At 53.5% G+C, this 24665-nt stretch carries 16 protein-coding genes; 4 read left to right on the forward strand and 12 right to left on the reverse strand.

What is annotated here, in order from left to right; translation table 11 throughout:
- Window positions 1-75 precede the first annotated feature (75 nt).
- The 6 genes from PT964_RS04205 to PT964_RS04230 form a co-directional block, all read right to left on the reverse strand.
- Window positions 76-4065 (reverse strand): DUF5722 domain-containing protein, encoded by a 3990-nt coding sequence (locus tag PT964_RS04205; protein ID WP_274362078.1) that lies wholly within the window; start codon window positions 4063-4065, stop codon window positions 76-78.
- A gap of 127 nt (window positions 4066-4192) precedes the next feature.
- Window positions 4193-6532 (reverse strand): alpha-L-rhamnosidase-related protein, encoded by a 2340-nt coding sequence (locus tag PT964_RS04210; protein ID WP_274362079.1) that lies wholly within the window; start codon window positions 6530-6532, stop codon window positions 4193-4195.
- 472 nt (window positions 6533-7004) lie between these two features.
- Complete coding sequence (locus tag PT964_RS04215) at window positions 7005-7919, reverse strand: polysaccharide deacetylase family protein (protein WP_274362080.1); 915 nt, start codon at window positions 7917-7919, stop codon at window positions 7005-7007.
- A 23-nt stretch (window positions 7920-7942) separates the two neighbouring features.
- Window positions 7943-9259, reverse strand: a complete 1317-nt coding sequence (locus tag PT964_RS04220; RefSeq protein ID WP_274362081.1) for an MFS transporter — start codon at window positions 9257-9259, stop codon at window positions 7943-7945.
- Between the two features lie 149 nt (window positions 9260-9408).
- Complete coding sequence (gene cysI / locus PT964_RS04225) at window positions 9409-11133, reverse strand: assimilatory sulfite reductase (NADPH) hemoprotein subunit (RefSeq protein ID WP_274362082.1); 1725 nt, start codon at window positions 11131-11133, stop codon at window positions 9409-9411.
- Between the two features lie 40 nt (window positions 11134-11173).
- Window positions 11174-13006: an assimilatory sulfite reductase (NADPH) flavoprotein subunit gene (locus tag PT964_RS04230; protein WP_274362083.1), complete on the reverse strand. Its 1833-nt coding sequence runs from the start codon at window positions 13004-13006 to the stop codon at window positions 11174-11176.
- Between the two features lie 616 nt (window positions 13007-13622).
- Between PT964_RS04230 and PT964_RS04235 the strand changes: the two genes are divergently transcribed.
- Both PT964_RS04235 and PT964_RS04240 read left to right on the forward strand, forming a co-directional pair.
- Complete coding sequence (locus PT964_RS04235; RefSeq protein WP_274362084.1) at window positions 13623-14135, forward strand: SRPBCC family protein; 513 nt, start codon at window positions 13623-13625, stop codon at window positions 14133-14135.
- A 595-nt stretch (window positions 14136-14730) separates the two neighbouring features.
- Complete coding sequence (locus tag PT964_RS04240) at window positions 14731-15273, forward strand: hypothetical protein (protein WP_274362085.1); 543 nt, start codon at window positions 14731-14733, stop codon at window positions 15271-15273.
- A 57-nt stretch (window positions 15274-15330) separates the two neighbouring features.
- Here PT964_RS04240 and PT964_RS04245 read toward each other — a convergent pair whose 3' ends face one another.
- The 3 genes from PT964_RS04245 to hflK form a co-directional block, all read right to left on the reverse strand.
- Entirely contained in the window at window positions 15331-15501 is a 171-nt protein-coding gene (locus PT964_RS04245) for a hypothetical protein (RefSeq protein WP_274362202.1), read from the reverse strand.
- A gap of 84 nt (window positions 15502-15585) precedes the next feature.
- A complete protein-coding gene (hflC, locus tag PT964_RS04250) occupies window positions 15586-16458 on the reverse strand; it encodes a protease modulator HflC (RefSeq protein ID WP_274362086.1) in 873 nt (290 codons plus the stop codon).
- Window positions 16455-17468: an FtsH protease activity modulator HflK gene (gene hflK / locus PT964_RS04255; protein WP_274362087.1), complete on the reverse strand. Its 1014-nt coding sequence runs from the start codon at window positions 17466-17468 to the stop codon at window positions 16455-16457. Before hflK ends, hflC begins: the two co-directional genes overlap by 4 nt.
- Window positions 17469-17634: 166 nt before the next feature.
- On the opposite strand from hflK, the gene PT964_RS04260 reads away from it, so the two are divergent.
- Both PT964_RS04260 and PT964_RS04265 read left to right on the forward strand, forming a co-directional pair.
- On the forward strand, window positions 17635-18444 hold the full coding sequence (locus PT964_RS04260) for a LysM peptidoglycan-binding domain-containing protein (RefSeq protein ID WP_274362088.1): 810 nt from the start codon (window positions 17635-17637) through the stop codon (window positions 18442-18444).
- 239 nt (window positions 18445-18683) lie between these two features.
- The gene (locus tag PT964_RS04265) at window positions 18684-19973 is read left to right on the forward strand and encodes an alpha-L-fucosidase (protein WP_274362089.1); all 1290 of its coding nucleotides are present in this window, start codon (window positions 18684-18686) and stop codon (window positions 19971-19973) included.
- Between the two features lie 51 nt (window positions 19974-20024).
- Here PT964_RS04265 and PT964_RS04270 read toward each other — a convergent pair whose 3' ends face one another.
- The 3 genes from PT964_RS04270 to PT964_RS04280 form a co-directional block, all read right to left on the reverse strand.
- Window positions 20025-20603: a hypothetical protein gene (locus tag PT964_RS04270; RefSeq protein WP_274362090.1), complete on the reverse strand. Its 579-nt coding sequence runs from the start codon at window positions 20601-20603 to the stop codon at window positions 20025-20027.
- Window positions 20604-20704: 101 nt separating this feature from the next.
- Window positions 20705-21727 carry an efflux RND transporter periplasmic adaptor subunit gene (locus PT964_RS04275; protein WP_274362091.1) on the reverse strand — a complete coding sequence of 341 codons (1023 nt, stop codon included), beginning with the start codon at window positions 21725-21727 and terminating at the stop codon, window positions 20705-20707.
- A 2-nt stretch (window positions 21728-21729) separates the two neighbouring features.
- Window positions 21730-24630, reverse strand: coding sequence for an ABC transporter permease (locus PT964_RS04280; RefSeq protein WP_274362092.1), 2901 nt, complete (start codon window positions 24628-24630; stop codon window positions 21730-21732).
- Window positions 24631-24665 lie beyond the last annotated feature (35 nt).

Here is a 24665-nt window from a genome sequence, read left to right on the forward strand (position 1 = left end):
TTTTCGTTTCAATACGGCAAGCAACCATAGTTGCTTCTAGGTGTCGGCGGTCTGATGAGTTAACTCATATTTCAGTTACTTGGCGTATCCGATGTAATCCAGTTGAAATTCCGGATTCCACGCGATACTGCTGCCTACTGCACGGAAGCCGATTTCGATTTTCGTAACGTTGTTTTTCAGCGCCCAGCCCTCTAGATCGAGGCTGACCCGGTTCCACCGATCCGAACCCATGGCTACGGTTTGAGCAATGCTGTCGGTGCCGCTATACAGCGTAACCATAGTTTCATAAGATGCCCCGGGAACGCCGCCATAAGAATCGATGTGGTAGAAGAACGTTTGGGCTTCCGTCAAATCCAGCGGCCGATCCAATACGACACTTACTACCCTCCATGCGTCCGCCGCTACGATCGAGGAACGGGCACTGAATGCAAAGCTGCCGAGGATCGGTTTGTTCGGCCCGTTCAGGAAGCTTTCGACGGTGCCGACGTTGTCGATATTGCTAACTGCTTGCCAGCCTTGCGTTCCGTTCTCAAAGTTGTAGAGCAGCTTCTCGTTAACAGGCACATTGCCCTCGCCCGTATCCTTAACGACCGCCAGCACCTGCTCGATTACCGTTTCCTTATACAAGAATGCGACCTTGATCTCACCGCTTGCGGCCGGGTTATAGGCGGATACGGTAAGCGTGAACGTCTTGGACTCGCCGGGGGCGATTTTGTTCACATGCAGCGAGCTCTCGGAGAAAGAAATCGTATCGCTCGCGGCAATTTCAATGTCTCCCGTCAGCCGTGCAGCGTCAAGATTCGTTACTTTGACCGACACTTGCGCCCCCGGCTCCAGCCGCTCCGATAAAAGCTCTGCCGCGATATCGACATTCGACTGTCCGCCGTCCGGAGCAATCCGTTTCGAAAAGCCGACCGCGTCGATCAGCATCGAACCGTTCCAGCGGCTCGTAGTCGGCGAATTCATCCATACCTTGATGCGGTCAATCGAAGCGATGCCATCCCAGCCTTCCAGATTCAAGGATATATGATTCCATTCCCCTTGGCTGAGCGGGGCGGTCGTTTCCATGACCTTCGAACCGCTGTACACCTTCACCTTTGCGTAATACGAATCTTTAGATTCGGTCCCGAGCGGCTTTAATGCAAGCGACAAATTCGGCACGGCGGCGGCGTCGATCGGTTCGGACAGCTGAAGGTCGGCGCCGCGCCACATTTTGGCCAGCTCATTGAAGCGCACCTGAAGCGATGCGGACCCGCTGAACGCGTCGCTCGTAATTCTTTCGACGTTTTGGCTGTTATCCGCCCGCTGCCAGCCGTCCGTTCCGTCCTCAAATCCGGATAGTTCGACGAACTGAACGGGCTTGCCGACGCGCTCCGAGCCCGCTTGCGCCGGCAGCTCCCTGTCCGTAAGCCGGACCGGGTCGAAGCCCGGGATCACGTCCGCCCAATCGCCGATCCCGATTACAGCCTTGGCAAACTCGGTCGCCTCGAGCGATTTTTCCGTGTCGATATACTTGAACACGTCGTAAATTTTCTTGTGCTGGTCCGGCGTAGCGATCTGCCCTGCAAGATTCGTCCACAAGCCGAGATTGAGCCCGCCCTCTTGCGCATGATCCACATGCCTGTGCATGATGAACGAATCGATGCCGTCCAAAAATTTAATTTTGTAATACGCGTACGCGTAAGCCGCCGCTTGGACGAGCTGACCTTCCGGCGTGTTTTCGCTGTGGAAGCCTTGCTCGGAAAGAATAATGCGCCTCATCGCGCCGTTGTACAGCAAATTGTCCTGCTTCATGTAATCGACGAGCACTTCAAGGTTTTTGAAGGTGATCCGGTCCGTCTCAAAATCGTACGTCGGCGATTCGTCCTCCCAAAATTTCGCGTCGAACAAGTTTTCCGGATACGGGTGGAATGCGACGTTCCACGGAAGATCGCCTTCGCTGCGAATTTTTTCCGACAGCAAATCGATAATTTTCCGGTTGTCGTACTTCCATAGCGAAGTGGAAGGAATATCCTCGTCCCAGAAGTGGTCCAGCGAAACGTATACTCTCGCGCCGTCGTAGTGGCTCTTTACAACCGTATTGACCAACCGAAGCGTGCGGGCGTAATCGTCTACGTAGTCATGGATGAGCTTCGGCCCCATGTTGTACCACACTTTGTTTTGGCCGACTTCGTTGCCGACGATATAGTTGACCGCCCGGCCGTACCGTTCGTCGGCTCTCGAATACCGTTCCGCCAGGAAATTGGTGAACGCCGTAAAATATTTGACGCCCTGAGCATTTTTCGTATTAAAGGCGTACACGATGCCGCCCGGCTCCGAATCCGGATGCAGCAGAATGTCATTCGGCGTATCCGGGTCCAGCGACCGATACATAATCAGAATGAGCGATACGACGACGTCGTTGTCCGACAAGCTCTTAATATCGCGGTCGAGCCGTTCGATTTCATTTTTCTTAATGTAAAAATTTTCTCCGTTAAACCGGTACACAATGGTGTTGTCTGGATGATTATTCGATTTGTACAAATAACTGTTGTACGAAACGTTCAGCGCCGCATGCCGAATGCCGAGCTCCTCCGCGTCGTCCGTATACTGCACCTGCAACCCCTTTATGCTGTCCTGCTCCGGGAACGGAAACCGGCTTTCGGCAAGCGCATCCGGATTGACGATATATTTCGGCACATCGACCGGAAGCAGCTCATCCCCGTCCCTGATAGCGACGAAAAATTTGGAGAACAGACGGGTTCGCTCGCCTTCGTTCAGCCCGACCTCGAAGGAATAACGTTCCGCAACCGGTGTTGTCGCAACCGCATGTTCTTCCGTCGCGCCGCTTTGGAAGCTTTCGTAGGCAGGTAACTCATATAGCACGAGCTCCGCGTTCGGATGTGCGGCGGCCGCTTCGGCATCCACGCTGCCGTCTACACGAACGGTACGCCCGTCTGCGATTCGAACGTCGTTCATAGAGCCGTACAACGTTCCGACCAATTCAGGCAAAATGTTGAACTCAAACTCATCGATTTCGAGCACTCCCCCCGCCTCGTCCGGAAATAGCGGTTCCAGCTTGAAGCGGCGCAAATTTCCGGACCAACCGCTCTTGTCGGACATATTCAAATCGTAGGTAACGCTGCTGCCGCTGTTTGGCGCAATGGCGAACACCTTCGATTTTTCCTCATCCCAAGCTTGATCCTGTTCCGTAATCCATGAGAGCTTCACTTGCGCAGCCGGCGATCCGTTCTTCAGCTTCACCGTCAGCGTATTCCGCTCGTCGATATTTTCCTTGATGATCGGGGACAGCAGATAGGAGCCGGCCTCAGCCGGCGCATACCGAAGCACGCCTTGCGCGGCGCCGACGTTGCCTTGGTACGCTTCGAAGCCTTCCGTAATGCCGTCGTGCGAGAAGCGGAAGTCTAAGATGTTGGTCGCCGTTATGTAATCGATCTGGAACCTTCCGTCCCAGTAGTCGTACCCCGGCGATCCCGGCGGCAAGCCTTCCAGGTCGTAGTTGAACATGAACGAGATGTCCATCTTCGTTATCGCATTCCGGTTCGGCCAGGAGGCCAGATCGATAAAAGCGGTCGTCCACGAATCGGGCTTGAGCTTCACGTTCGATTCAAACAGTTGATCGTTGCTGTACAACCGGACCTTCATGAAATAATCGCCCGGGCGAAAGCCCCAGCTATTGCCGGCAAACGCCAAAAACCGGTGTTCGGAAAGATCGAGCGGCTGTGTAAATTCGCGGTAAATCGTCCGCCATTCGTACGCCTTTACTTGAGTCGGCCGCTGCTCCAAGCTTCCCGCGCCTTCGTACGTGTTTCCCGGCCCGTTTAAAATGGACGTTGCGAAGCTTATGCTGCGCGTATTTTCACCGGCTTTCCAAAGGGCGACATCCTCCGGCGTGTTAAAATCGTTAATAATAAGCGAAGAATAAATATGAGTTCCTTTCAGTACATGCCCGCTCTCCGTCAGTGCAGGATCGTAAGCTGCCGCAGATGCCGCGGAGGTCAAAAGCGTTTGGCATACAAGCAGGACGGCTGCAAAAACGGAAAGAAACCTTGCTTTCTTTCTCATCGTACTCCTCCTTTACTTTTGTTCCGTATGCGCGCTCGTTAGGTGTCTTACCTTGCGAATCCAACCTTGCGAGTGTGTGCTTTTGTGCTTGTGCCGCGGCATCCCCTCCTTCAAGGGAGCGTTGTAGTTATGCCTCTATCATTACACCGCTGACGATCACGGTGTCTCCCTGCTCAACCTCCATCACTTGCTCAAGCCGGTCGGATTTCCATTGAAGCTCCCGCGGAAGCCGGGCGGTAAAGACGGACGAGCCGCCGCCTCTTTTCCATTCGGCCGATATCGGACCGTAAGGGGTAGGCACGGTGCCCTTCGCCCATTCGAGATTTGTTGTGTACGGCGTGAGGTGAACGATGCGCTCCGACAAGCCGCTTACGTCGATCCCGAGCACCCGCTGCGTCAGCAGGTAAGTCGGCGACGCTCCCCATCCGTGACAATGGCTGACCGGAATATGATCCGCCAAATAGGTCGGCGTGTTGCCCTGAAACGGACTGGGAATCGTGCAGTGCGGCGTCGAAGGATCGAACGTTTCCCACCACGTCGTCGCGCCTCTGGCCAGCATCTCGCCCCAGTAGGTGCGGATGATGTCGAGCGCCGCTTCCCCGTACCCGCGTTCGAACAGCACCTCCAGCACGATATGGTAAAAGAAAGCGCCTTTCAGCTCGGGGCATTGTCCTTTCATAAACACTTGCGTAATGAAATGCTCCGCTTCCTCCTCGGTCATCACCCCGCACCAAATCGCGATAAAATTCGTCTGATACGTAATTTGCCGGGACAATCCGTCTTCCGTTAAGCAGTCCGCGAACACATGTTTCTCGGGAACCCTAAGATTCGTCCGGATCGACTCCCGCAAGCGGTCCGCCCGTTGATTGCAATCGATGGCGAAGCCGGTCTCACCGATTCTCCCGGCAACCTCGGCTGCCTTGCGCAGCAGTTTATAGTGAAGACAAGAGATAGCGGTCACTTTATCTCTTTTGTCTATGTACTCGGCCCAATCGACAAAGCACCACCATCCGGGACGGTCGGCGCGGGAAAACAAACCGTTCTCGTCCTCTTGATCGCGGAACCACCGAATCAACCGTTGTATCGGTCCCCACAGCTCCGTAATCGCCCGATCGTCGCCGGAATAACGCCAGTAGTCGTATACGCCTAAAAACCAGTAGGCGTTGAAGTCCGGAAGCAGGAACGAATTGCGCTCGGGTCCGGTGCCGGGAATGGAGCCGTCCGGATTTTGAATTCGAGCTCCTTGAAGGAGGCATTTGCGAAGCAGCGCGCTGTCGCCGAACGTATGGTAAATGACCTTGGACATGACGACCGCGTCGACGACCCATAGCGCCTGCTCGCGGTAAGGGCAATCCTCCAAATGGTCCTGGCTGTTGACCATCGTCGTGTAGCGCCCTACGTCCCATATCCGGTTAAGCAGCGGGTCGCTGGAGTCGAACGTACCTTCCGCGGCGAACGGGTAATGCACGAATGTGACGCTCAGATCGTAGATACGGATCGGCGCAGGCGTCGCTTGAACGGACAGCATCAAATAACGGAACGCCCGCCGTCCGAACGGCGTAAGGCGGTTTTCGCCTTTCCCGAGCACGAACGTATCCAGCAGCGTCAGCTCGAGCGATTCGCCGTAAAATAGCTGCAGCACGCCGCCCTCCGGGGCATCAAGCACGATTTCGGGATATCCGACCTTCACGGCGGTAAAATCGTAAACTACCCCCGGCAGCGATCCCGGGACGGAGGCATCGATCGTCATCGTTGTTGCCGCCTCATCCTCGTCCACATCTGCTAAAAACAGCCTCTCTCCTTGTAAGGAGCCGAAGTTTTCTTCCACACGAACGATCGAGGACGGCCTGATCCGTTCCCGATGCAGGAACGGAATTTCCCGCGCCAGCAATCTAGGCCAAGGCGAACCCGTCTGCTCCGCGGCGCAGACGATCTTGGCGTTCTCCCACGCCGAATCGTCGTAGCCGGCACATTCCCAGCCGTCCTCCCGCTGCGCCAAATAAATTTCTTTAAAGCCGTTCCACAGATGCATCCGGGATACCGATTGCACCCATCTGGGAGAGCGTCTGCATTTCCACGCTTCGTCCGTCCCGACGCATAATTCCCCTTCTTCCGTTCGGACATCAAGCTGCGCGATGATTCCTCCCGGACCTTGGCGCTGGCCGGTGACGATTTCTTTGCTTCCGAAGTTGTAAGCGAGTATTGCAATACAGTTATTCCCTTCGATCAAATATTCCGCCGCGTCGTACGTGTCGTAATATTGCCAATCGTTGTCCGCCGGCGACGGCCCCCTTCCGGCTTCCTCGCCGTTGATAAACACCCTATATTCCTGATTGGCCGATATGTGCAGCGACGCAGCCGAGACCGCCGTATCGATCGTAAAGACGGTCCGAGCCTCGGCGTAAACGTTCGGCGTATATTCCGGCAAATCGACCCAAATCCATTTCGCGTTCCAAAGATGATTCATGTGTTTCGCTCCTATCATGACATCAATATATTACAATTTTACGTATACGTTTTGTTTGTAATTATATACTTTGATAGTCCATGATTCAATCTTTTTCGTTAAAAGTATATACTTTGTTTTGTTAACGATTTTTTGTATCGGTGTTTTGGAAAAAGGCTGTTCATAAGCTGTTGCGGTTTGGTCGAACTGAAGAGGTTATTACTGGTTGCGAATCTATTTATGGCAGTCCGCTGTTCAAAACATGTCGTATAAAATGCCGATTATGAACACACTTTCACCATAATATCGGAAGTCAGCGAAATTTCGGCTTCATTATGGAAAACGGACGACACTTTATAAACATCCTTTTGCCAAAAGTGCGGGACGCAGAAATGGAGACATAAAGATCGGAAGGCGAAAAAAAAAGTGCCGCCGGGATCGCCGAAAGCGATCGCCGAAGACACGATACGACATTTACTCAACAACACTAGGCTTATTTGCTTTTCAATAGGCCCGGAAGCTTAACGATGGCGGGCAAACGCGGTTTTCTCCGATGTGCTTTAACATACCGGTAATCGGTCAGCGTTACTTTAGCGTCCTTCAGCGCGTAGGCATAATCTTCATCCAGCATAAGCTTGAATTCCCATACGCGCTTTTGCCAAGACGGCACATGCTTCTTTAGCTCTGCGGATTCAACGGCGGGATGAATATACGTTTCACTGATCCCATCGGGCAGCTCGTAAAGCTTCTCTATGATCATCCTTTTGAAGCTGCCGTACGTTTCGCCCTTTTGGACGTCGTATGGGTGGCTCAGCAAGTAATCCGGCATCGGGACGCCGAGAACGTCGGCAACCGTTACGACCTTATCCAAAGTTTGCTTTGCGTTCGGGATCGATGCAAGGAAATCGTCCTTCTCATATATGTTTCGAAAAATTCGGAAAGGCAGCCCTCGCCTCGCGCATTGCCAAAACACGTCCGGTAGATAGCTGCGACCGGTGGCAAGCCCGTATAAACTCCCCATGTGATTGTCCGCATGCGTAATGCGGATGCCCGCCCGGCGCACCGCTTCGAACTGCGCGGCCATCTCGCGTCTGACGTCCTTCGGTTTCGCTTTCCGCTCGAACTCGAGATTCGTCTTCGGCATATATCCGCTGTCGTCGTGAAGCGATTCCCGGTTCGTCAGGCTTTTGTAACGAAAGCCGTCATATTCGCTCGTGAACGTTAAATGAAGGCCGACCATCGGTTCGGACTGCTTCCGGCACCATTCGGCCGCTTCTGCGAAGGCGAGCGCCGGGGCCATAATCGTCGCGGAGGAAACCTTCCGCTCCTCGAGCAAATGAACGATCGCTTCGTTCGCCGAACGGGATTGCCCGAAATCGTCGCAGTTCATAATGAGAAACTTGCCCATGCTTACGATCCTCCTCTCCTTCGTTAAGCTTGTTGTACGCTGCTTCCGTTCGCCGCCGGAGCGCTGCCGTTCCCGTCATATCCTTTCAGCAGAAGCGAAATGGAGAAAGAGACTGCCATCAGGACGAGCGGCACGATACAAATCAAGTAACGGAACGCCGCCTCCGGGTTGCCGCCGGGTTCGTTGCCGCTAATATAACCGAAAAAGTAGCTCGCGGTCCAAAATGCAACGGCGGACAACAAGCCGCTGGAACGGGTAATGAATCCGCCGACCGAGCTGTAGATCCCTTCTCTTCTGCGCCCCGTTTTTTCGTAATCCCGGTCGATAATTTGGCTGCTGAGCACGGGCGGCGTAACGAGGAAGCCGGATAGCCCGAAGCCGACCATAATGCCGGCTGCCACCCCGCCCGCCAGCCCTTCGGCAAACCACAACGGTATGACGGACAGGCCGTAAACGGCAAGCGAAATTCGCCAGCTTCGTTTGACCCCCGTCTTATTGACGATCCAATACCATACCGCAACAAGCGGTATGACGGACACGAAGATCGATGCGAGCAAAATCGATACTTGCGCCTCCGGAATTTTCAGAGCGTACTTCGCGTAAAAAGGAATCGCCGAGCTAAGCAAACCGTTCACCGTTTGAGCGAACGAGTTCGCAATGTTAAATATCCAAAACGGTTTATTTTTCAGCGTTTCGCGGAATGCTTCTTTAAACGGCAGCGGGGGCTCCTTCTGAGCTTCTTCGTCCTCTCTGACAGAGGATATGCAAAACATCATAAAGACGGCAAACAAGACGCCGTACAATATAGCCATCGCTTGGAAGCCGTAAGCATCGTAAATGAGCGGAGTCGCCGCCGTTCCGATCAAAATCGCCACGATTTGAAAGCCTTGTTTCACTGCGGACGCTCTGGCGCGGACCCGATCCCCTTTGAACAGCTCGGGGAACAACGCTCCGTAATTGACCCATAATACGGCGGAAGCGCTCTCAAAAATAATAAGGGCAAGAAGGAACCAAACGAACAGCTGGTTATCGCTCATTCCGCCGGGAGCCGAAAACATGAATATAAACGAAAGCATATATACGGGAAGCGCCGCAAGCATCCACGGCCTCCGCCTGCCGTACCGCGATCTTGTGCCGTCGGATAAATACCCGACGAGCGGGTCGTTGACCGCGTCCCATACTAAATAGATCGACCTCGCGATGGTTGCAAATGCGACCGCGAGCCCGAGCTTATCGACAAAATAATAGCTGTGAAACGACAAGAACGCTTGTCCGGGAATCATCATGGCGAGCATTCCAAAAGCGTATGCAAATGCGGAGTTAGTCCACTTTGCTTTCATCGCGTTTATCCTCCTTATAGTCCCTTTTCCCTATACTATCTTTGAAAGTTATGGAAAACAAGAAGGATCTTTACATCTCTAGACTGCCGTAACGAATGAAAAAAGCCAGCCGTCAAACGGCTGACCCTTTCACGCATCGCGCAATCGAATTAGGAATGGAAGTCTTGCCCGGACCGGACTTCTTTCACATACCCGGCACGAATCGTAAAGTCCCCGAAATGCTCGCCTTCGCGGCGCTCCTTCGCGTAATGCCGAATAATCGGTCCCAGCGACTCCAATATTTCGGACTCGCCGATATTTTCTTTATACAGCTTATTCAGCCGCGTTCCGGCAAATCCGCCGCCTAAATACATGTTGTACTTTCCGGGAGCTTTCCCGATGAACGCAAGCTCCGCAAGCATCGGTCGGGCGCAGCCGTTCGGGCATCCCGTCATCCGGATGACGATGTCTTCGTCGCTCAACCCTGCCTCAGCCAGCATCGGCTCGATTTTATCCAGCAGCGAAGGAAGATAGCGCTCCGACTCCGCCATCGCAAGACCGCACGTCGGCAGCGCCACGCACGCCATCGAATTTCTCCGCAGCGCCGTATGCCGGGCTCCGTCGTTTAGGCCGTATTGCTTGATCAGCTCCTCGATCTTTTTCTTCTTTTGGCTGCTGACGCTGCCGATGATCAAGTTCTGGTTCGGCGTGAGACGGAAATCGCCCGTATGGACTTTGGCGATTTCTCTCAGTCCGGTCATGAGCGGATAGTCTTCCTCGTCCTTCACCCGGCCGTTCTGAACGAATAAATTGAAATGCCATTTCCCGTTGCTGCCCTTCACCCAGCCGTAGCGGTCGCCGCTGTGGTCGAAACGGTACGGCCGCGCATCCTCGAGCTTCCAGCCGAGACGCTGATGAAGCTCATTGATAAACCAATCGATGCCGCGGTCGTCGATCGTATATTTGAACCGCGCATGCTTCCGGACCGCCCGGTCGCCGTAATCCCGCTGAATCGTGACCGTTTTTTCCGCTACGTCAATCGTCTGCTCCGGCGTGCAGAAGCCGATCACTTGCCCCACTTGGGGGTACGTGTTCGGATCGCCGTGCGTCATCCCCATGCCGCCGCCGACCGCAACGTTGAAGCCTTTCAGCTTCCCGTCCTCGACGATCGCAATGAACCCCAAGTCCTGGGAGAACACGTCCACGTCGTTGGACGGAGGCACGGCGACGCCGATCTTGAACTTACGGGGCAAATAGACGGGGCCGTAAATCGGCTCCTCTTCCACTGCCGTATCCCGGCTGTCGATCACCTTCTCGCCGTCGAGCCAAATTTCGTGATACGCTCGGGTCCGCGGATTGAGATGCTCGCTGATGCGGCCTGCCCACTCGTACACTTCGCCGTGAATTTCCGATTGGTACGGATTCGGGTTGCACATGACGTTCCGGTTCACGTCGCCGCAAGCGGCCAACGTGCTGAGCAGCGCATCGTTCACTTCCCGGATCAGATGCTTCATATTCCATTTGAGCACGCCGTGCAGCTGGAACGATTGCCGGGTCGTCAGGCGGATCGTCCCGTTCGCGAACTGCTGCGCGATCCGGTCCATCATGAGCCACTGCTCCGGCGTTACGACGCCTCCGGCCGCGCGAACGCGCACCATGAACTGGTAAGCAGGCTCCAGCTTCTGCTTCTGCCGTTCGTTGCGCAAATCCCGGTCGTCTTGCATGTAGCTGCCGTGAAATTTCATCAGCCGATTATCGTCCTCCGGTATGGAGCCGGTAATCCGGTCATCGAGCGTTTCCGCGAGGGAACCGCGCAAATAATTGCTTCGGCGCTTAATCTCCTCCACGTCGCTGTGCGGCGCGCTGTTCGGGGAGAGCAAATTGTTATCCGACATTCGGCTTATCTCCTCTCTTTCCAGTACGGAAACTTATCGATTAATAAACATCTCTTTGATAACGTTTCTGCTGCTGCATCCGGGCCAAATATTCCGCGGCTTCATCCGCGCTTAATCCGCCTTCGTTCTCGATAATGGAAGCGAGCGCCGCATGGACGTCGTGCGCCATATGCTTTTCATCGCCGCATACGTAGACGTAAGCTCCTTCTTGCAGCCAATGATACAGCTCTCGTCTTTTCTCGAGCATCCGATGCTGCACGTACACCTTCTTGTCGGTATCGCGCGAGAAGGCGACGTCCATACGCGTCAGCACGCCGTCCTTGAGCCAGCGCTGCCATTCGATCTGATACAGGAAGTCCGTGGAAAAATGCTGATCTCCGTAAAACAGCCACGTCTTCCCTTCCGCACCCGTTTCCTCCCGTTCGCCCAGGAACGCTCTGAACGGAGCGACGCCCGTCCCCGGCCCGATCATAATGATCGGAATGTCCGGATTTTCCGGCAGCTTAAAATTGTCGTTCTGTTGTATGAACACGGGCAGCGCATCGCCGGCCTGCACGCGCTCCGCCAGCTGCACGGAGCAAACTCCGTAACGGCTTCTTCCCTGCGATTCGTAACGAACCGCCCGTACGGTTATATGCACCTCGTCAGGATATGCCTTCGGGCTGCTTGCGATCGAGTACAGACGCGGCGGAATTTTTCGAAGGATCGAGACGAATTCGTTCGCCGGCACGCCTCGCAAAGAATAGTCCTGCACGAGATCGAGCAAATCCCTTCCGTTGATATAGCTTTTCAGCTCCTGCTCGCGGCCGGCCGCTACAAGCCCCTTCAGCTCGGTGCCGGAGGTCAGCTTCGCAGCCTGCTCCAGCAGCGGCTTGGTCAGCACCGTAATTTCAAACACGCGAAGCAGCGCTTCGCGAAGCGGGCGCGTTTCGCCGCTTTTGCTTACGGCGACCGGCTCTTCGGGACTCCATCCCATCGCCGCGATCAGCTCGTCGACGAGAACCGGATGGTTCTCCGGAATAATGCCGAGACTGTCGCCCGGTGCATACTGCAGGTTGGAGCCGGCGAGCGACAGCTCGAGATGTCTCGTTTCCCGCCGGGAGCCGCGGCCGTTCAAATTCAAATTTTCAAGCACCTCGGCCTGGAACGGATTCGACCTTGAATATTCCGATTCGGCATCCGCTGCGGCTGCCGGAATCGAAATGCCGGCAACGGACGGCGAAGCTGCCGTCGTGTTCGCTTGCAAAGACTCAAGCACCTGCTTCATCCATTCCGCCGCAGGCTCGGCGAAATCTACGTCGCAATCGACGCGCGGAGCGAGCCGTTTGGCTCCAAGCTGTTCTAAGCGCTGATCGAAGTCTTTCCCGGTTTTGCAAAACCATTCGTAAGAAGTATCGCCGAGCGCAAGGACGGAATAATTGACGCCTTCCAATTGCGGCGCCCTCTTGCCGTGCAAAAATTCGTAGAAGGAAATCGCATTGTCCGGCGGCTCGCCTTCTCCATGCGTGCTTACGATAACCAAAAGATTTTGAACCTTTTTAAGCCCGTTCGGCTTGAAATCGCTCATTGAGGATAAAGTGACCTGAAAGCCTTGCTCCGTCAGCATCTTCGACAGCTTCTTGGCGAGCGAGGAGCTGTTGCCGGTTTGGGAACCGAACAGCACAGTCACTTCTTTGGACAAAGCCGGTGCAGCCGCTGCCAATGCGGGAACAACGAGCGCGGCATTCGCAGCGGTTGAAGCGGATGCTCCCTGCAAAGCCGTCAAGTAGCCGCTTAACCAGAAACGTTGTGATTCCGTTAATGCGGGCAAAAGCCGATTGAGCAGTTGCACTTGCTCCTCATTAAACGGACTGTTTGTCACTTGAAGTACCAACAATACCCACCTCGCGCTGCTTACTTATTAATTCCTAGTATTCTCATCAAATTAATGTAACTCTTTAGAACCTACCACAATTGAAGGAACTGGTCAATCACAATGATTTTTATAGATTTCATCAGGAATGCTGATAAATCCGAATTGAGATAAGGAGCAATCGAAGAGAAGAGCAGATGAGAAAATTAATCGCTCAAGAGCTGATGTCCGTTGACGGCTTGTAGATTGAGAAAATAAAGATGTATTCGGCATGGCCCGTACTGTGCACATTAGCAATCCATGAGAAACCGTGCCTATTTTGGATGTTAAAATGTAGACTTAAGTAAGCTGCATATGGGACGTTTAATCCTTGAATGTGATACTCGGCGGTTGCTGTGACCACACGCAGGTGATTTCGGATGAGGAGCTCCGCCAGTATACGGTGAACCTGATGGACCAGTCCGATGGTCTGCTAGTTGGACGTAACATCTACCAGCTGATGGAAAGTGCTTGGCCAGCCATTGCCAGCAGCGTCGACGATCGGAAACCCAAGTACGAAGCTGGATCATGTGTCGTGGCAGAACTCTTCTTTGTGAAGGGGCCTGTTTCCGCTACATGAAAAACAAGGAGGATTTTCATGAATAACAATCTGAATCAATCGTTCGAAATTGCAATTACCCGTGTATTCGATGCCCCTCGCGAACTTGTATTTAAAGCATGGACAGAACTCGGACATTTCGCGAAATGGTGGGGACCAAAAGGGGTCACGCTTGAAATCGTTAAAATGGACGCTCGATCAGGCGGCGAGTTTTTAGGTATTCAGACGTCTGCTGACGGAAATCAGGTGATGTGGGGGAAATTTGCATACCAAGATGTTGTCGAACCTGAGAAAGTGGCTTACATCCGATCCTTTTCCGATGAGCAAGGCAATACCGTCCGTGCGCCTTTTAGCGTGAGCTGGCCTCTTGAAATTATGAATATCATAACGCTAGAAGATGACGAAGGTAAAACTGTTTTAAAACTGAAGGGTTGCCCTGTGAACGCTTCAGCTGAGGAACAAGAAACCTATAAAGGTATGGCTCCAAAGCTTCAACAAGATCTTGAGGTTACCTTCGATAAGCTTGCCGACTATCTTGTCTCCCTGAATTAGAAATTTGGGAATATTTGTTCAATAAAACAGCAGAAGGCTAGGACTTTATTTTCTCGTCCATGGCTGCTGCTGTTTCGTATTTCGCGTCAGTCTAGTACTTTGTTTTCTCATGATAATTGGCATCGCGGTGACGACGAATATGCCGCGTATGCCAAAAGCTTTCTCGATTCGATCGATACTATTGGTGGCGGGCTTTTGGCCTGCAGAAACGAACGACATTGCTCATAGAATGAATACAATACCCAAAATTATTTTTTCAAGGACGTTAACGGCGTTTCGGTTCAGCTTTTTTACAAGATTGACTCGTAATGCTTTGTGCTAACGGAACCGGATGTCCGCTAATTTTGTCGAATCTGGGAATTAGGGCTTGTTAGCGGAACCGGATGTCCGTTAAATCGCCAAAATCGCCGGTTTTCGGCAGTTTCCGGGCAATTAGCGGACACTTGATTCTGTTAGTTCGCCGTTTTTAGGGGTGAGACGAGTTTTAGCGGTCATCTTGTTCCGCTAATTGCGGTGGCGCGATATCGGCCGTAGCCCTGCATAAGCGCCAAAAGTCGGTGCAAACGCATCGCTAACATCACAAAGGAGGCGACCCATGTTCAAAAGAGTATTGTGGAGCTTCATTGTTTTCCTAATCGCAAGCGCCGGGGTTTTCGCCGTCATTTCTACTTATCCGAAGCAATACGATTTTTCATTGGACGGTTTGCTGTATCAATTAGGCGAACAAAATCGGGATACCGTCAAACCCGTGACCGTTCAAATCAAAGGCGAGACGAGAAAGAAGCTGAACGGAATGAAATCCTTCAAAGGCACGATCGATATTTCCGGGGAGAACATTCCTGTTCCGGAGAAATATAGGGAAATAAATCGTAGTTTCGATATGCAAGGGGGGGCGTTGCTCGCGTACGCTTACTCCGATGGCGGCCAAATCAAGCATTTCCTTTACGGCACAATGTACGTGAATGACGACTTCAGCAAGGTTACCATTACGAAGCTTGTGGATGAAGACGGAGAAAGCAAGGTTTGGACCGGGGACGACGGGTTCATGATTACCGCGCCGGCGCAAAGCAAAGATGAGGCGCTGAGCATAACCAACGAGCTGATGAAACATGTTTTGCTAGGCTTTACGCTGAAATAAATATGAAAAAAGACCCGAGGGAAAAGCTTCCCCGGGTCTTTTCGCGTCGACATCGGATCATCCGCCGCCCATGCGCCGCTTCATGGCGCTCGGTTTTTTCGCAATTTGGCTCTTCATCTGCATATTCCCGTTTTGCGCATGTTTTTGCTGGTTCACGGAGGCTTGCGCTTCTTTCTTTTGTGCGAGCTTTTGCTTCATGGCTTCCGCCAACGATACTTTATTGGCCACGGCCTGCACCTCCTCTTTTCCATATTATTTCCCAAAACGATCCGTTATTCAATACCGTTGTCCATTATTCCGTCAGCGATCATTTTATTCTTTCCCTAGTAAAATCCGCGTGTACGGCGAATCGATCGGAAGCATAATGATCGGTTCCCCCTTAAAGGTCGTCACATAGCTTTCCAACGTTCTGTACAGGTTATAAAACTCGGGGTCCTTCCCGTACGCTTCGTTATAAATTCTAGCGGACTCCCGCTCGCCCTCCGCCATAATTTTCTTCGCATCGGATTCCGCCTGCGCGATCAGCTCCTGCGCTTGACGGTCCGCATTCGAAGTAATTTTGCGCGACTGCTCGTCGCCCTCCGACAAGTAGCCCGCCGCGATCGATTGCCGGTCGGAAATCATCCGGTTGTAGACGCTTTGCTTATTTTCATCCGGCAGATCGGTCCGTTTGATCCGAACGTCGATAATTTCGATGCCGTAATTTTGCCGCTTGGCGACATCGGCAACCTCCGCGGTAATTTCGGTATTCAAATCGCCGCGCGCCGTATTTTCGCTAATAATATTGCCGTAGTCGGTTTCCGAAAGCTTGCGACGGACGGAGTTGTACACCGCGTCTCCGATTCGTCCCTCCGCCGACGAAACGGTGCGCAGCGTGCGCAAAAATTTCTGCGGATCGCTGATACGCCATACGGTGTAGTTATCCACGTTGATCGGTTTTTTGTCTTTGGTCAATATCGGAGTCGGATTGCTGTCGTAAATTTTTTGGTATTTCGGCAGCGAGGTTACCGACTCAATGAACGGAATTTTAAATTTAATGCCCGGCGTCTGATGAATGCGAACCGCCTCTCCGAATTTCAGCACGACCTTATATTCGTTCTCCGGAACGATAAACATCGAGCCGAACAACACAATCAGAATCAAAACAATGCCCGCGGCGGTAAAGCCGATCGTTCTTGTAGTCATCGTCCTTCACCTCCGGAAGTATTGCCGGCCCCGCCCGAAGAACGCATCAGCTCATTCAGCGGCAAGTAGTTAACGGTATTCCCGCTGCCGTCCGTAACGACGATTTTGGCGTTCGGCAAAATTTTCTCGAGCGTTTCCAGAATGAGACGGCTCTTCGTAACGCCCGGGTTTTTCGTATATTCCGAATATACGGCATTAAACTTGGCAACGTCCCCCTCCGCGTTCAAAATACGCGACTTCTTCACCGCTTCCGCGTTTTCTAGCAATGCCTGCGCTTCCCCTCTCGCCTTCGGAAGCCGTTCGTTCACATATTTTTGCGCTTGGTTAATTTTCGTATTTTTTTCCTCGCGCGCGTTCGTCACTTCTTTAAACGCTTCCTGAACCTGCCCTTCCGGCGGCTCGATATCCTGGAACTTCAAATCGATAATCATGATGCCGGTCTTATAATCCAACTGCATCTGCTCCAGCTTCTTCTTTACTTCCGTCTGGATCGCCGTCTTGCCGTCCGTAATCGCATAATCGAGCTTGGAGGCTCCCATTACGGAGCGGATCGCGGCAATGGACGAATTGCGCAAAAAGTGCTCCGGATCATCAATGTTATACAAATAGTCCCTTACATCGGCGATTTTCCATTCGACGACCGCATCGGCCGAGACGATATTTTCGTCGCCAGTAATCATCAGCGCTTCCTCTTCCACCGGACGAATTTGCCCGTTCACCTCGCGGTAGCCGACATGAATCCGCTGCGTCAATTTCGCCGGAACGATAACGACGTCCTGAATCGGATAAGGCAGCTTAAAATGAAGTCCCGCATCTTCTTCGGTGGACGTATATTGCCCGAAGGTCAAAATCGCCGCCTGCTCCTGCTCCTGCACCGTATAAAACATCGACCACCCGATCACAATGACGATCAGGGCAACCGCACCTAGGACCGCATTTCGGATGAAATGCTTGGGCACGTTCGGCACTTTGCGGATTTCCCCGTTCGCTCCCCCTTGAAACACTTCCATTGAAATCCCCTTTCTTGTTGTCGTGATAAGCAATTGTACGTTCGTTATAGGCGATACGTTTCGTTTTTCGTTAAATATTGCACTTTTTCGAGCGTTTATAGGCACATTCCCAAGTGAATTGTATATGTTACGTTATAGGAAAATTTTTGAGGAGTGAACGGAAAAAATGGCTATTTTGGAGGGAGCTCATCACATATATACCGTCATGCCCGGCGACACGATCTTCTCCATCGCCAGCCGGTTCGGGAGCACGGTTCAGCTGGTGGAGCAAACGAACGCGCTGTATCCGCCGATTACCGATCCGGAATTGATTTATCCCGGTCAGGTGCTGGTCGTTTCGGAGACCGGCGTGGAGCAACGGAACGAGGTTTCATACATCATTCATCCCGGCGACAGCTTATACACGATCGGACTACGGTTCTCCGCAACGCCCGACTTGCTGGTCGGGATGAATCCGTTGATTACGAATGCCAACGTCATATATGCGGGGACGCCCCTTATAGTTCCGGCGGTCATATACAATGTCGAAGAAGGGGAATCATTATATTCCATATCCAGAAGCTTGGGCGTCCCTATGTCCGAAATCATCCGCGCAAACCGGAACCGGCCGGGCTTTTCGCCCGATCTGATTTATGTCGGCTTCCGGCTGATCGTTCCGCTGCCGTCGTCGGACAATATCGTCGTACTCCGTCCGCTGCCGGGAAGAAGAATCGGACCGGGCCAAGCGCTGGAAGGCTTTGCCCGCGCCTTCGAAGCGACGATTCTGTATCAGGTGCGGGACGACAGAGGCATTGTCGTCACCCGGGAACGGGCTTTAACGACCAGCGCGGGGGCACCGCAATTCGGCACGTTCTCGGGGGCGATCTTGTTTGACAGAGAGCCTACGACCCGTTCCGGCGAAGTGTGGGTGTATGCAAGAAGCGCAAGAGACGGCCGCATCATCGATTTGGTGGAAGTGAGGATACGGTTTTTTTAACCTCCTTGCCTATTAAAACAACGGCAAATGCCGGTGTTTTTTAGAAGTTAGGGCTGTGTCCGTGGGCCGTATAATCAAAAACTCGCTTTTGATACGAGGTTGCCGTTTGATCTTTGACGGCGGCCTCTTTGTTTTAACGTATTTTTCAAAAGATATATCTTTTGACCGTGAAATTTTGCTTGACATTACGGTTCAGACGTAAGAAATTAAAATTAGATATACCAAAGGAGGAAGCTTAGATGTCGCAGAAGTGGTTTGAAGAAGCAAAGCTCGGTATTTTTATTCATTGGGGAATTTATGCGGTTAACGGAATTTCGGAATCTTGGTCGTTCTATCACGGAAGAATTTCTCACGAGGACTACCTAAAGCAGCTGGACGGGTTCACGGCGAAAAACTTCGACGCGGACAAGTGGGCCGATTTGTTTGAAAAAGCGGGCGCCAAATACGCCGTGCTCACGACGAAGCACCACGACGGCGTAGCGCTTTGGGATACGAAGTATTCCGACTTGAACGTCGTGAAGAAATCCCCCGCAGGGCGCGATCTGATCAAAGAATATGCCGAAGCCGTTACCAAAAAAGGCATCAAGCTCGGCATGTACTATTCGTTGATCGATTGGTCTCATCCGGATTATGCAAGCGTTTTCGAAGGAGGCAAAGCACCGGACGACCTCAGCAAGGTAAATCGGTTTTCCAACCCGGCGGACGGCGTCCAGGACGAGGCGAAATGGCAGCGTTTCCTTGAGTTTAACAACAATCAGCTTCGCGAGCTGCTGACAAACTACGGCAAGGTGGATCTGCTTTGGTTCGACGGCGACTGGGAACGCAGCGCGGAGCAGTGGAACCTGCCGGAATTCAAGCACTACTTGAAATCGTTCAATCCCGACTTGATCATCAACTCGCGGCTGCAAGGCCATGGCGACTATAAGACGCCGGAGCAAGGCATCCCGATCACCCGTCCGGAAGGACCGTGGGAGTTTTGCACGACGATCAACCGTTCGTGGGGCTATCAGCCGGCGGACAACAAATATAAGACGCTGAAGCAAATCATCCGCATGTTCTGCGACTGCATTACGATGGGCGGCAACATGCTGCTGGACATCGGCCCGATGGAGGACGGAACGGTTGACAAGCGGCAGGAGGACATTTTGCTCGGTCTCGGCGAATGGATCCGCACGCACGAAGAGGCGGTCTACCCTACGACCGAAGGCATCCTTCCCCGCTATTTCCTTGGCGGAAGCACGGTATCCAAAGATCGGCAAACGCTCTATCTGTTCCTCTATGACGATCCGAAGGAAAGCGTCTGCCTGAAGGGCTTGTCCAATAAAATCAAAAGAATCACGGTGCTGCATTCGGGCAAGGAGCTTACGCACGAAATTCACGGCGGCGTGCCGTGGTTCAACATTCCGGGCACGACATGGATCTATATGAAGCCGGAGGATGCGCACGAGCACGTAACCGTTCTAAAGCTTGAGCTCGAAGGCGAGCTCGACATGTACGGCGGCTCCGGCGCGGTCGTAACCCATAACTGATCGGACAATGTGGAGGGCCCGTCATACGGAGCCCTCTTCATGCCGTTTCTATTAATCGGTTTCGCGGAACAATAAGTTTCTGTATATATATTTACTGCTCCTGTATTTAAAATTGAGCGCTAACCCGCCGTCCTCCACATCAACGTTGACCGATCGCAAAGCGGAAGTTCGGACAAGGCTTCTGACCATCATCCTTACCGTCTTCGCATCGTTCGTTCGGATCGCTCTCGCAAGCGCTCTCGCAAATCCGCAATTTCGCGCCAATTCGCGATACAAAGGCAGCACGGCTCGGGCTATCGCCCGGTGGATTCGGGTTTCGAACGTGAATTGTACCGTTCCTGGAGGGATTGTCGTCCCGTTCGTCAATTGGATGTCACGAATTCCGGCGGGAATCGATACAAAATATCCGATTCCGTTCGACGCCAGCGGAAGTCCTTCGGTCTTAGGCGAAACAGCCGCCAGCATGCGCTCCATCCGTTGTACATCCGTCGCTATGACCGCTTTACTCCACCTCGCAGCGTAATCATGGTTTCCGGCAATCGTTTTATAAAACGGTACCATAAGCGCCGCCAATTTTTGCACCGTGCGGTAATGAACGAACCGAACGGTTTTGCTCCCGGTCTTCGTCATATGCTGCCACCCTCCAAGGGAGTAGTTTTTTACAACATATGACAAAAACCCCGCCATGCTTAGGCCAATCCAATTACCGCCCGAAAAAGTTATTCGCCCGCCTATTGATACACGGCGACACGCTGCCCCTCGCTGAGACCGCTGACGATCTCAACCTCCGTCTGTGTCGTCAAGCCCGGCTGCACATCCACCTCCTGCACGTTTCCGTTCTCGTCCGCGGCAAGCACATACGTTCTTCCCTGATATTTGCGCAGCGCTCCGCGGGGAACGATCAGCACGTCCGGCTTGCTGCTCAACACGATTTGGAAATCGATATAATCGCCGATGGCGATGCCTGTAGGCGGCGAACCGTCGAAGTCCAGCAGCAACGTTTTGTCCAACACGGCCGCACGCTCCGGATACAAATCGACCGGTGCGGTCCAGGGCGCAGCAGCGATTTTGCCTTTTGCGGCCTTTCCCCCGATTTGCAGCTCCACAGGCATTCCGATCTTGATTCGGCTGGAAAAAGCCCTGAAATCGCCGATATAGCTGATTTGCAGCCGATCGGTTCGCGCAATGCCGACGATTTCGCGATATGCGGCGACCGGATCGCCCGGCTTCAGATCGTCAATGAACGTTACGATTCCGTCGGCCGACGCCTTCAGGACTCGCTTGCTTCGCAGCTCCGTCAGACGCTCCAGCTTAAGCTTCTCGATCTCCACACTCAGCCGCGCAATTCGAATCGTGCCGGCGTCTACGCTTTCCAGCGACTCGTTCAGCGCCGCCAGCGCCTTCTCCAGGGCAAGCTTCTGCTGCAGCAGCTGCAGCTCGTCTTTGCCCGGGTCGAGCCTCATCAGCACATCGCCTTTTCGGACAATGTCTCCTTGAACCGCCAAACGTTCCGACAGCGTCCCGTCCGTTTCGAAAACCAAGTAATCGGTGGACGCGGGGACGACAACGCCAACCCCGTGCATTGCCTCTACAAGGTCCCCGCGTTGTACAGCCGCAAAATTCGCATTGACTTTGGCGGGTTCGATCAGCTCCGGCTTGGACGGTTCATGACTAGGGACGATCGAGCAGCCGCAACCGGACAATGCCGCAAGCATTGCGGCGAATCGTAAACAGCTCCTGCCAACGCGCCGCATCGCTAATCCTCCCCCAGCTTGATCGCTTGGTGAAGCTTGATGCGCGAAACCCGCAGGCCTAGAATCGCCAAGCCGACGATCAGTAAAATCGAGATGAATATATATAATTGAAGCGAATCGTTCGGATCGAACGTCACCTTAAACGGAGGCACTTGCTCCGCGGGGTCGAAGGAAAGCTGAAACAGCTTGACGAACAACGAGGAGGTCAAGTGCCCGACATAGCCGCCGACGAATACCGCTGCAACGGACGTCAGAACTTGCTCCGTGACAAGCATTCCGACCAGCTGCCGGAAGGACACGCCGATCGCCCGAAATACGCCGTATTGCAGCATCCTTCCGGTCAAAGCGAGCACCCAGTACAGCAGAAAACCGACAAAGCAAATAACGGCCGAGATGAGAAATCCGAGCGTCATGACCCCATTGATCGCCAATTGAAACGGATCGTTCTTGGCGAGCATGATTTGTTCCTGCGTGTCCGTAACGGAAAGCAGCCTTATACGCTTGGCCGAAAGCGCATCGTAAAACGCCTGACGCGAAGCCCCTTCCTTCAGCTTGATCCAAACCTCGTACGGCTCGATCGCAAGCGCCATCTGAATGTAATCCAGATGGCCGACGACAAGTAACGGCTCTTGAACCGGCTTCCCGTCATTCGCTGCAGGAGCGGCGCTAGGAACAAAAGCCGGCCAATAATCGATCACGCCGTACACGGTAAATTGCCGGGAGTCGACGCCGCTCCAGCCGACGGAAATCGTATCTCCCGGCTTCACGCCTTTGTCGTACATGGAACGGGATATGAGCACGGCTTTCGGATCCGGCGCGATCAAATTCAAATATTCGTAAAAATGATAGTCCAGCAAACCGTCCCTTAGCCAAGCGGTCCGGCCGAAGGCGGCGGTATCGATGCCCATCAGGCGGATCTTCCCCCGCTCCTTGCCGAAGGCGAACGTTGCGTTATGTTTAACGAAAGCTTTCGCAGCGGACTCCACACCGGGAAGCTCGGTAAAAGGCTGAAACGGAGGCTCGAGATACCGAACCTTTCCGGAGCTTCCGAAAACGGCGTTCCCCGCGGCGGCGTCAGGCGCTGCGCCCGGCGGCCCGCCGATCGAAGAGGACGCGGCTTCCCTTACCCAATCCGTTGTCAGTACGATATCCGCCCCGTTCTTGTACCTGATTTTATGTTCCGTATTGCTGTTGATCGTCCGGGCGGCGCTTGCGCTAAACAGCCCCGTCGCAATCGTGAAGATGAGAAACATCATGACGAACTGGTACATCGTTCCGCTGCGCCCTACTTGGAGCAGCGTGGAATACAGCACCGGGCTCCACCTGCTTCTTCCAAGCCGGTAGATGAGTCGTAACGCATACGGATACAGCCGCAATGCAAACAGCCCGGCGCCGATAATGAATAGTGCGGGAACGATGAAAAGAAGCGGATCGACGGCAAGCTCCGACACGTCGGCGCGAAGCTTCAGCCAGTCATGGCGCTGTCTCTGGAATTGACGGAGCCCATACACCGCAACGGCGATCAGCACCGCATCCATATAAAAGCGGTGCCAGAACGACCGTAGCCGGCGCCGGGCCGCCGCTTTCCTTTGATCGACGATCGTGGCTCGGGCCGCAGCGAATACGGGAAGCAGCGTCATCCCGACGGAGCAGACAACGGCATAGCCGGCATACCGAAGCGAATCCGCCGTAACGGCAACCGGCAGCGCCGACCGGTCGACAAACTCAAGAAAGCCGTTCGATGCGCCGAGCAGCTTCGTCAGCTGCAGGCCGACGAACGGGCCGGCACATAAGGCGAAGGCGCCGAGCAGCAAGCCTTCGAGCCATTGCGCGAGCACGATTTGCAGCCGGCTCGCCCCCCGGCTTTTCAGCACAGCAATCTCCGATTTACGCAGCTCCGCAATCAAATTGGCGACCATATACAAATATAAAGCAAGCATAATGAGAACGGGCGCATGTAGCGACCATAACATTCGCCTTGCATCGGCTTCCCGTTTAAAATACGCTTCCGCCGTCGCCAGCGCGGGCACATCCGTTACAAACGTTGAAAAGCGTTCCGTCAAATAGCCGTCAATTCGTTCGCTTGTTTGTACGAAGCGGTGCACGCCCGTCAAATCCATCTTCGAGTAATCGAGGACGAACAGCCAGCTCACGCTTGCGGCGGGCAGCACTTCGCCCGTAACGAATGAACGGTCGAAAAGCTCCTCATCCAAAAGAAACGTATTGGCGTATTCCGCAACGGAATCGTACCAATACGGATCGGCGTAATCGTTCTGATCGATGACGCCGACCGGCCTCAGCTTGATCTTCGTCTTGGCCCCATCGTCCGATATGACGAAAGTGTTGCCAAGCACCATGTTCAAGTCGTTCAACGACTTTTCCGCAACGAGCGCCTCGTAGACGCCGTTCACGGGCTCCTTCGCGGGTAGCCGGCCGTCTTTCAGGCGAATATGATCGTATAGCCCGGTTCTCGCCGATAATCGAATCCTCCGTTTCGTCTTCGCATCGACCCGGGATGCATCCTCTGGTTCGATGGAGTACAAATCGGTTGCGGCTTCCCTTACCGCCAATCGAACCGGCATTCCGAAATCCGGCGCGGCCGTGCTTAGCATAAAGCGTTCCAGCCGCTTCATAACCTCGGGACGAACCTCCGGCTTATAGTCGCCTTCATCCCAGAACGATGTGGAGCCCATGTACGCTTTGCTGTAATGCACGCCCGGATACGTGCCGGTTGTCGTCTGAAGCCGCTCCAAATCCTTGACAAGCATGCGCTGCAGAATCGCGTCGGTATACATGGGAATGCTGCTCGCAAGAGCGACGGTTAAGATGAGTCCGCTTAGAAGGCTGAGCGTAAGCCACTTGTTCTGCGCCATTCTGCGAACGATCATCAACAGTAACGCCATGACTTGTTCATCCTCCTCGGACATTCATCCTCGAT

It is taken from the genome of Paenibacillus thermotolerans, from assembly GCF_028745515.1.
GTDB classification, from domain to species: domain Bacteria; phylum Bacillota; class Bacilli; order Paenibacillales; family YIM-B00363; genus Paenibacillus_AE; species Paenibacillus_AE thermotolerans.

Coding starts and splice junctions, on each gene's coding strand:
- PT964_RS04205 (WP_274362078.1), bottom strand. CDS start 4,065: ATGAGAAAGAAAGCAAGGTTTCTTTCCGTTTTTGCAGCCGTCCTGCTT.
- PT964_RS04210 (WP_274362079.1), bottom strand. CDS start 6,532: ATGAATCATCTTTGGAACGCGAAATGGATTTGGGTCGATTTGCCGGAA.
- PT964_RS04215 (WP_274362080.1), bottom strand. CDS start 7,919: ATGGGCAAGTTTCTCATTATGAACTGCGACGATTTCGGGCAATCCCGT.
- PT964_RS04220 (WP_274362081.1), bottom strand. CDS start 9,259: ATGAAAGCAAAGTGGACTAACTCCGCATTTGCATACGCTTTTGGAATG.
- cysI (WP_274362082.1), bottom strand. CDS start 11,133: ATGTCGGATAACAATTTGCTCTCCCCGAACAGCGCGCCGCACAGCGAC.
- PT964_RS04235 (WP_274362084.1), top strand. CDS start 13,623: ATGAATAACAATCTGAATCAATCGTTCGAAATTGCAATTACCCGTGTA.
- PT964_RS04240 (WP_274362085.1), top strand. CDS start 14,731: ATGTTCAAAAGAGTATTGTGGAGCTTCATTGTTTTCCTAATCGCAAGC.
- hflC (WP_274362086.1), bottom strand. CDS start 16,458: ATGACTACAAGAACGATCGGCTTTACCGCCGCGGGCATTGTTTTGATT.
- hflK (WP_274362087.1), bottom strand. CDS start 17,468: ATGGAAGTGTTTCAAGGGGGAGCGAACGGGGAAATCCGCAAAGTGCCG.
- PT964_RS04260 (WP_274362088.1), top strand. CDS start 17,635: ATGGCTATTTTGGAGGGAGCTCATCACATATATACCGTCATGCCCGGC.
- PT964_RS04265 (WP_274362089.1), top strand. CDS start 18,684: ATGTCGCAGAAGTGGTTTGAAGAAGCAAAGCTCGGTATTTTTATTCAT.
- PT964_RS04270 (WP_274362090.1), bottom strand. CDS start 20,603: ATGACGAAGACCGGGAGCAAAACCGTTCGGTTCGTTCATTACCGCACG.
- PT964_RS04275 (WP_274362091.1), bottom strand. CDS start 21,727: ATGCGGCGCGTTGGCAGGAGCTGTTTACGATTCGCCGCAATGCTTGCG.
- PT964_RS04280 (WP_274362092.1), bottom strand. CDS start 24,630: ATGGCGTTACTGTTGATGATCGTTCGCAGAATGGCGCAGAACAAGTGG.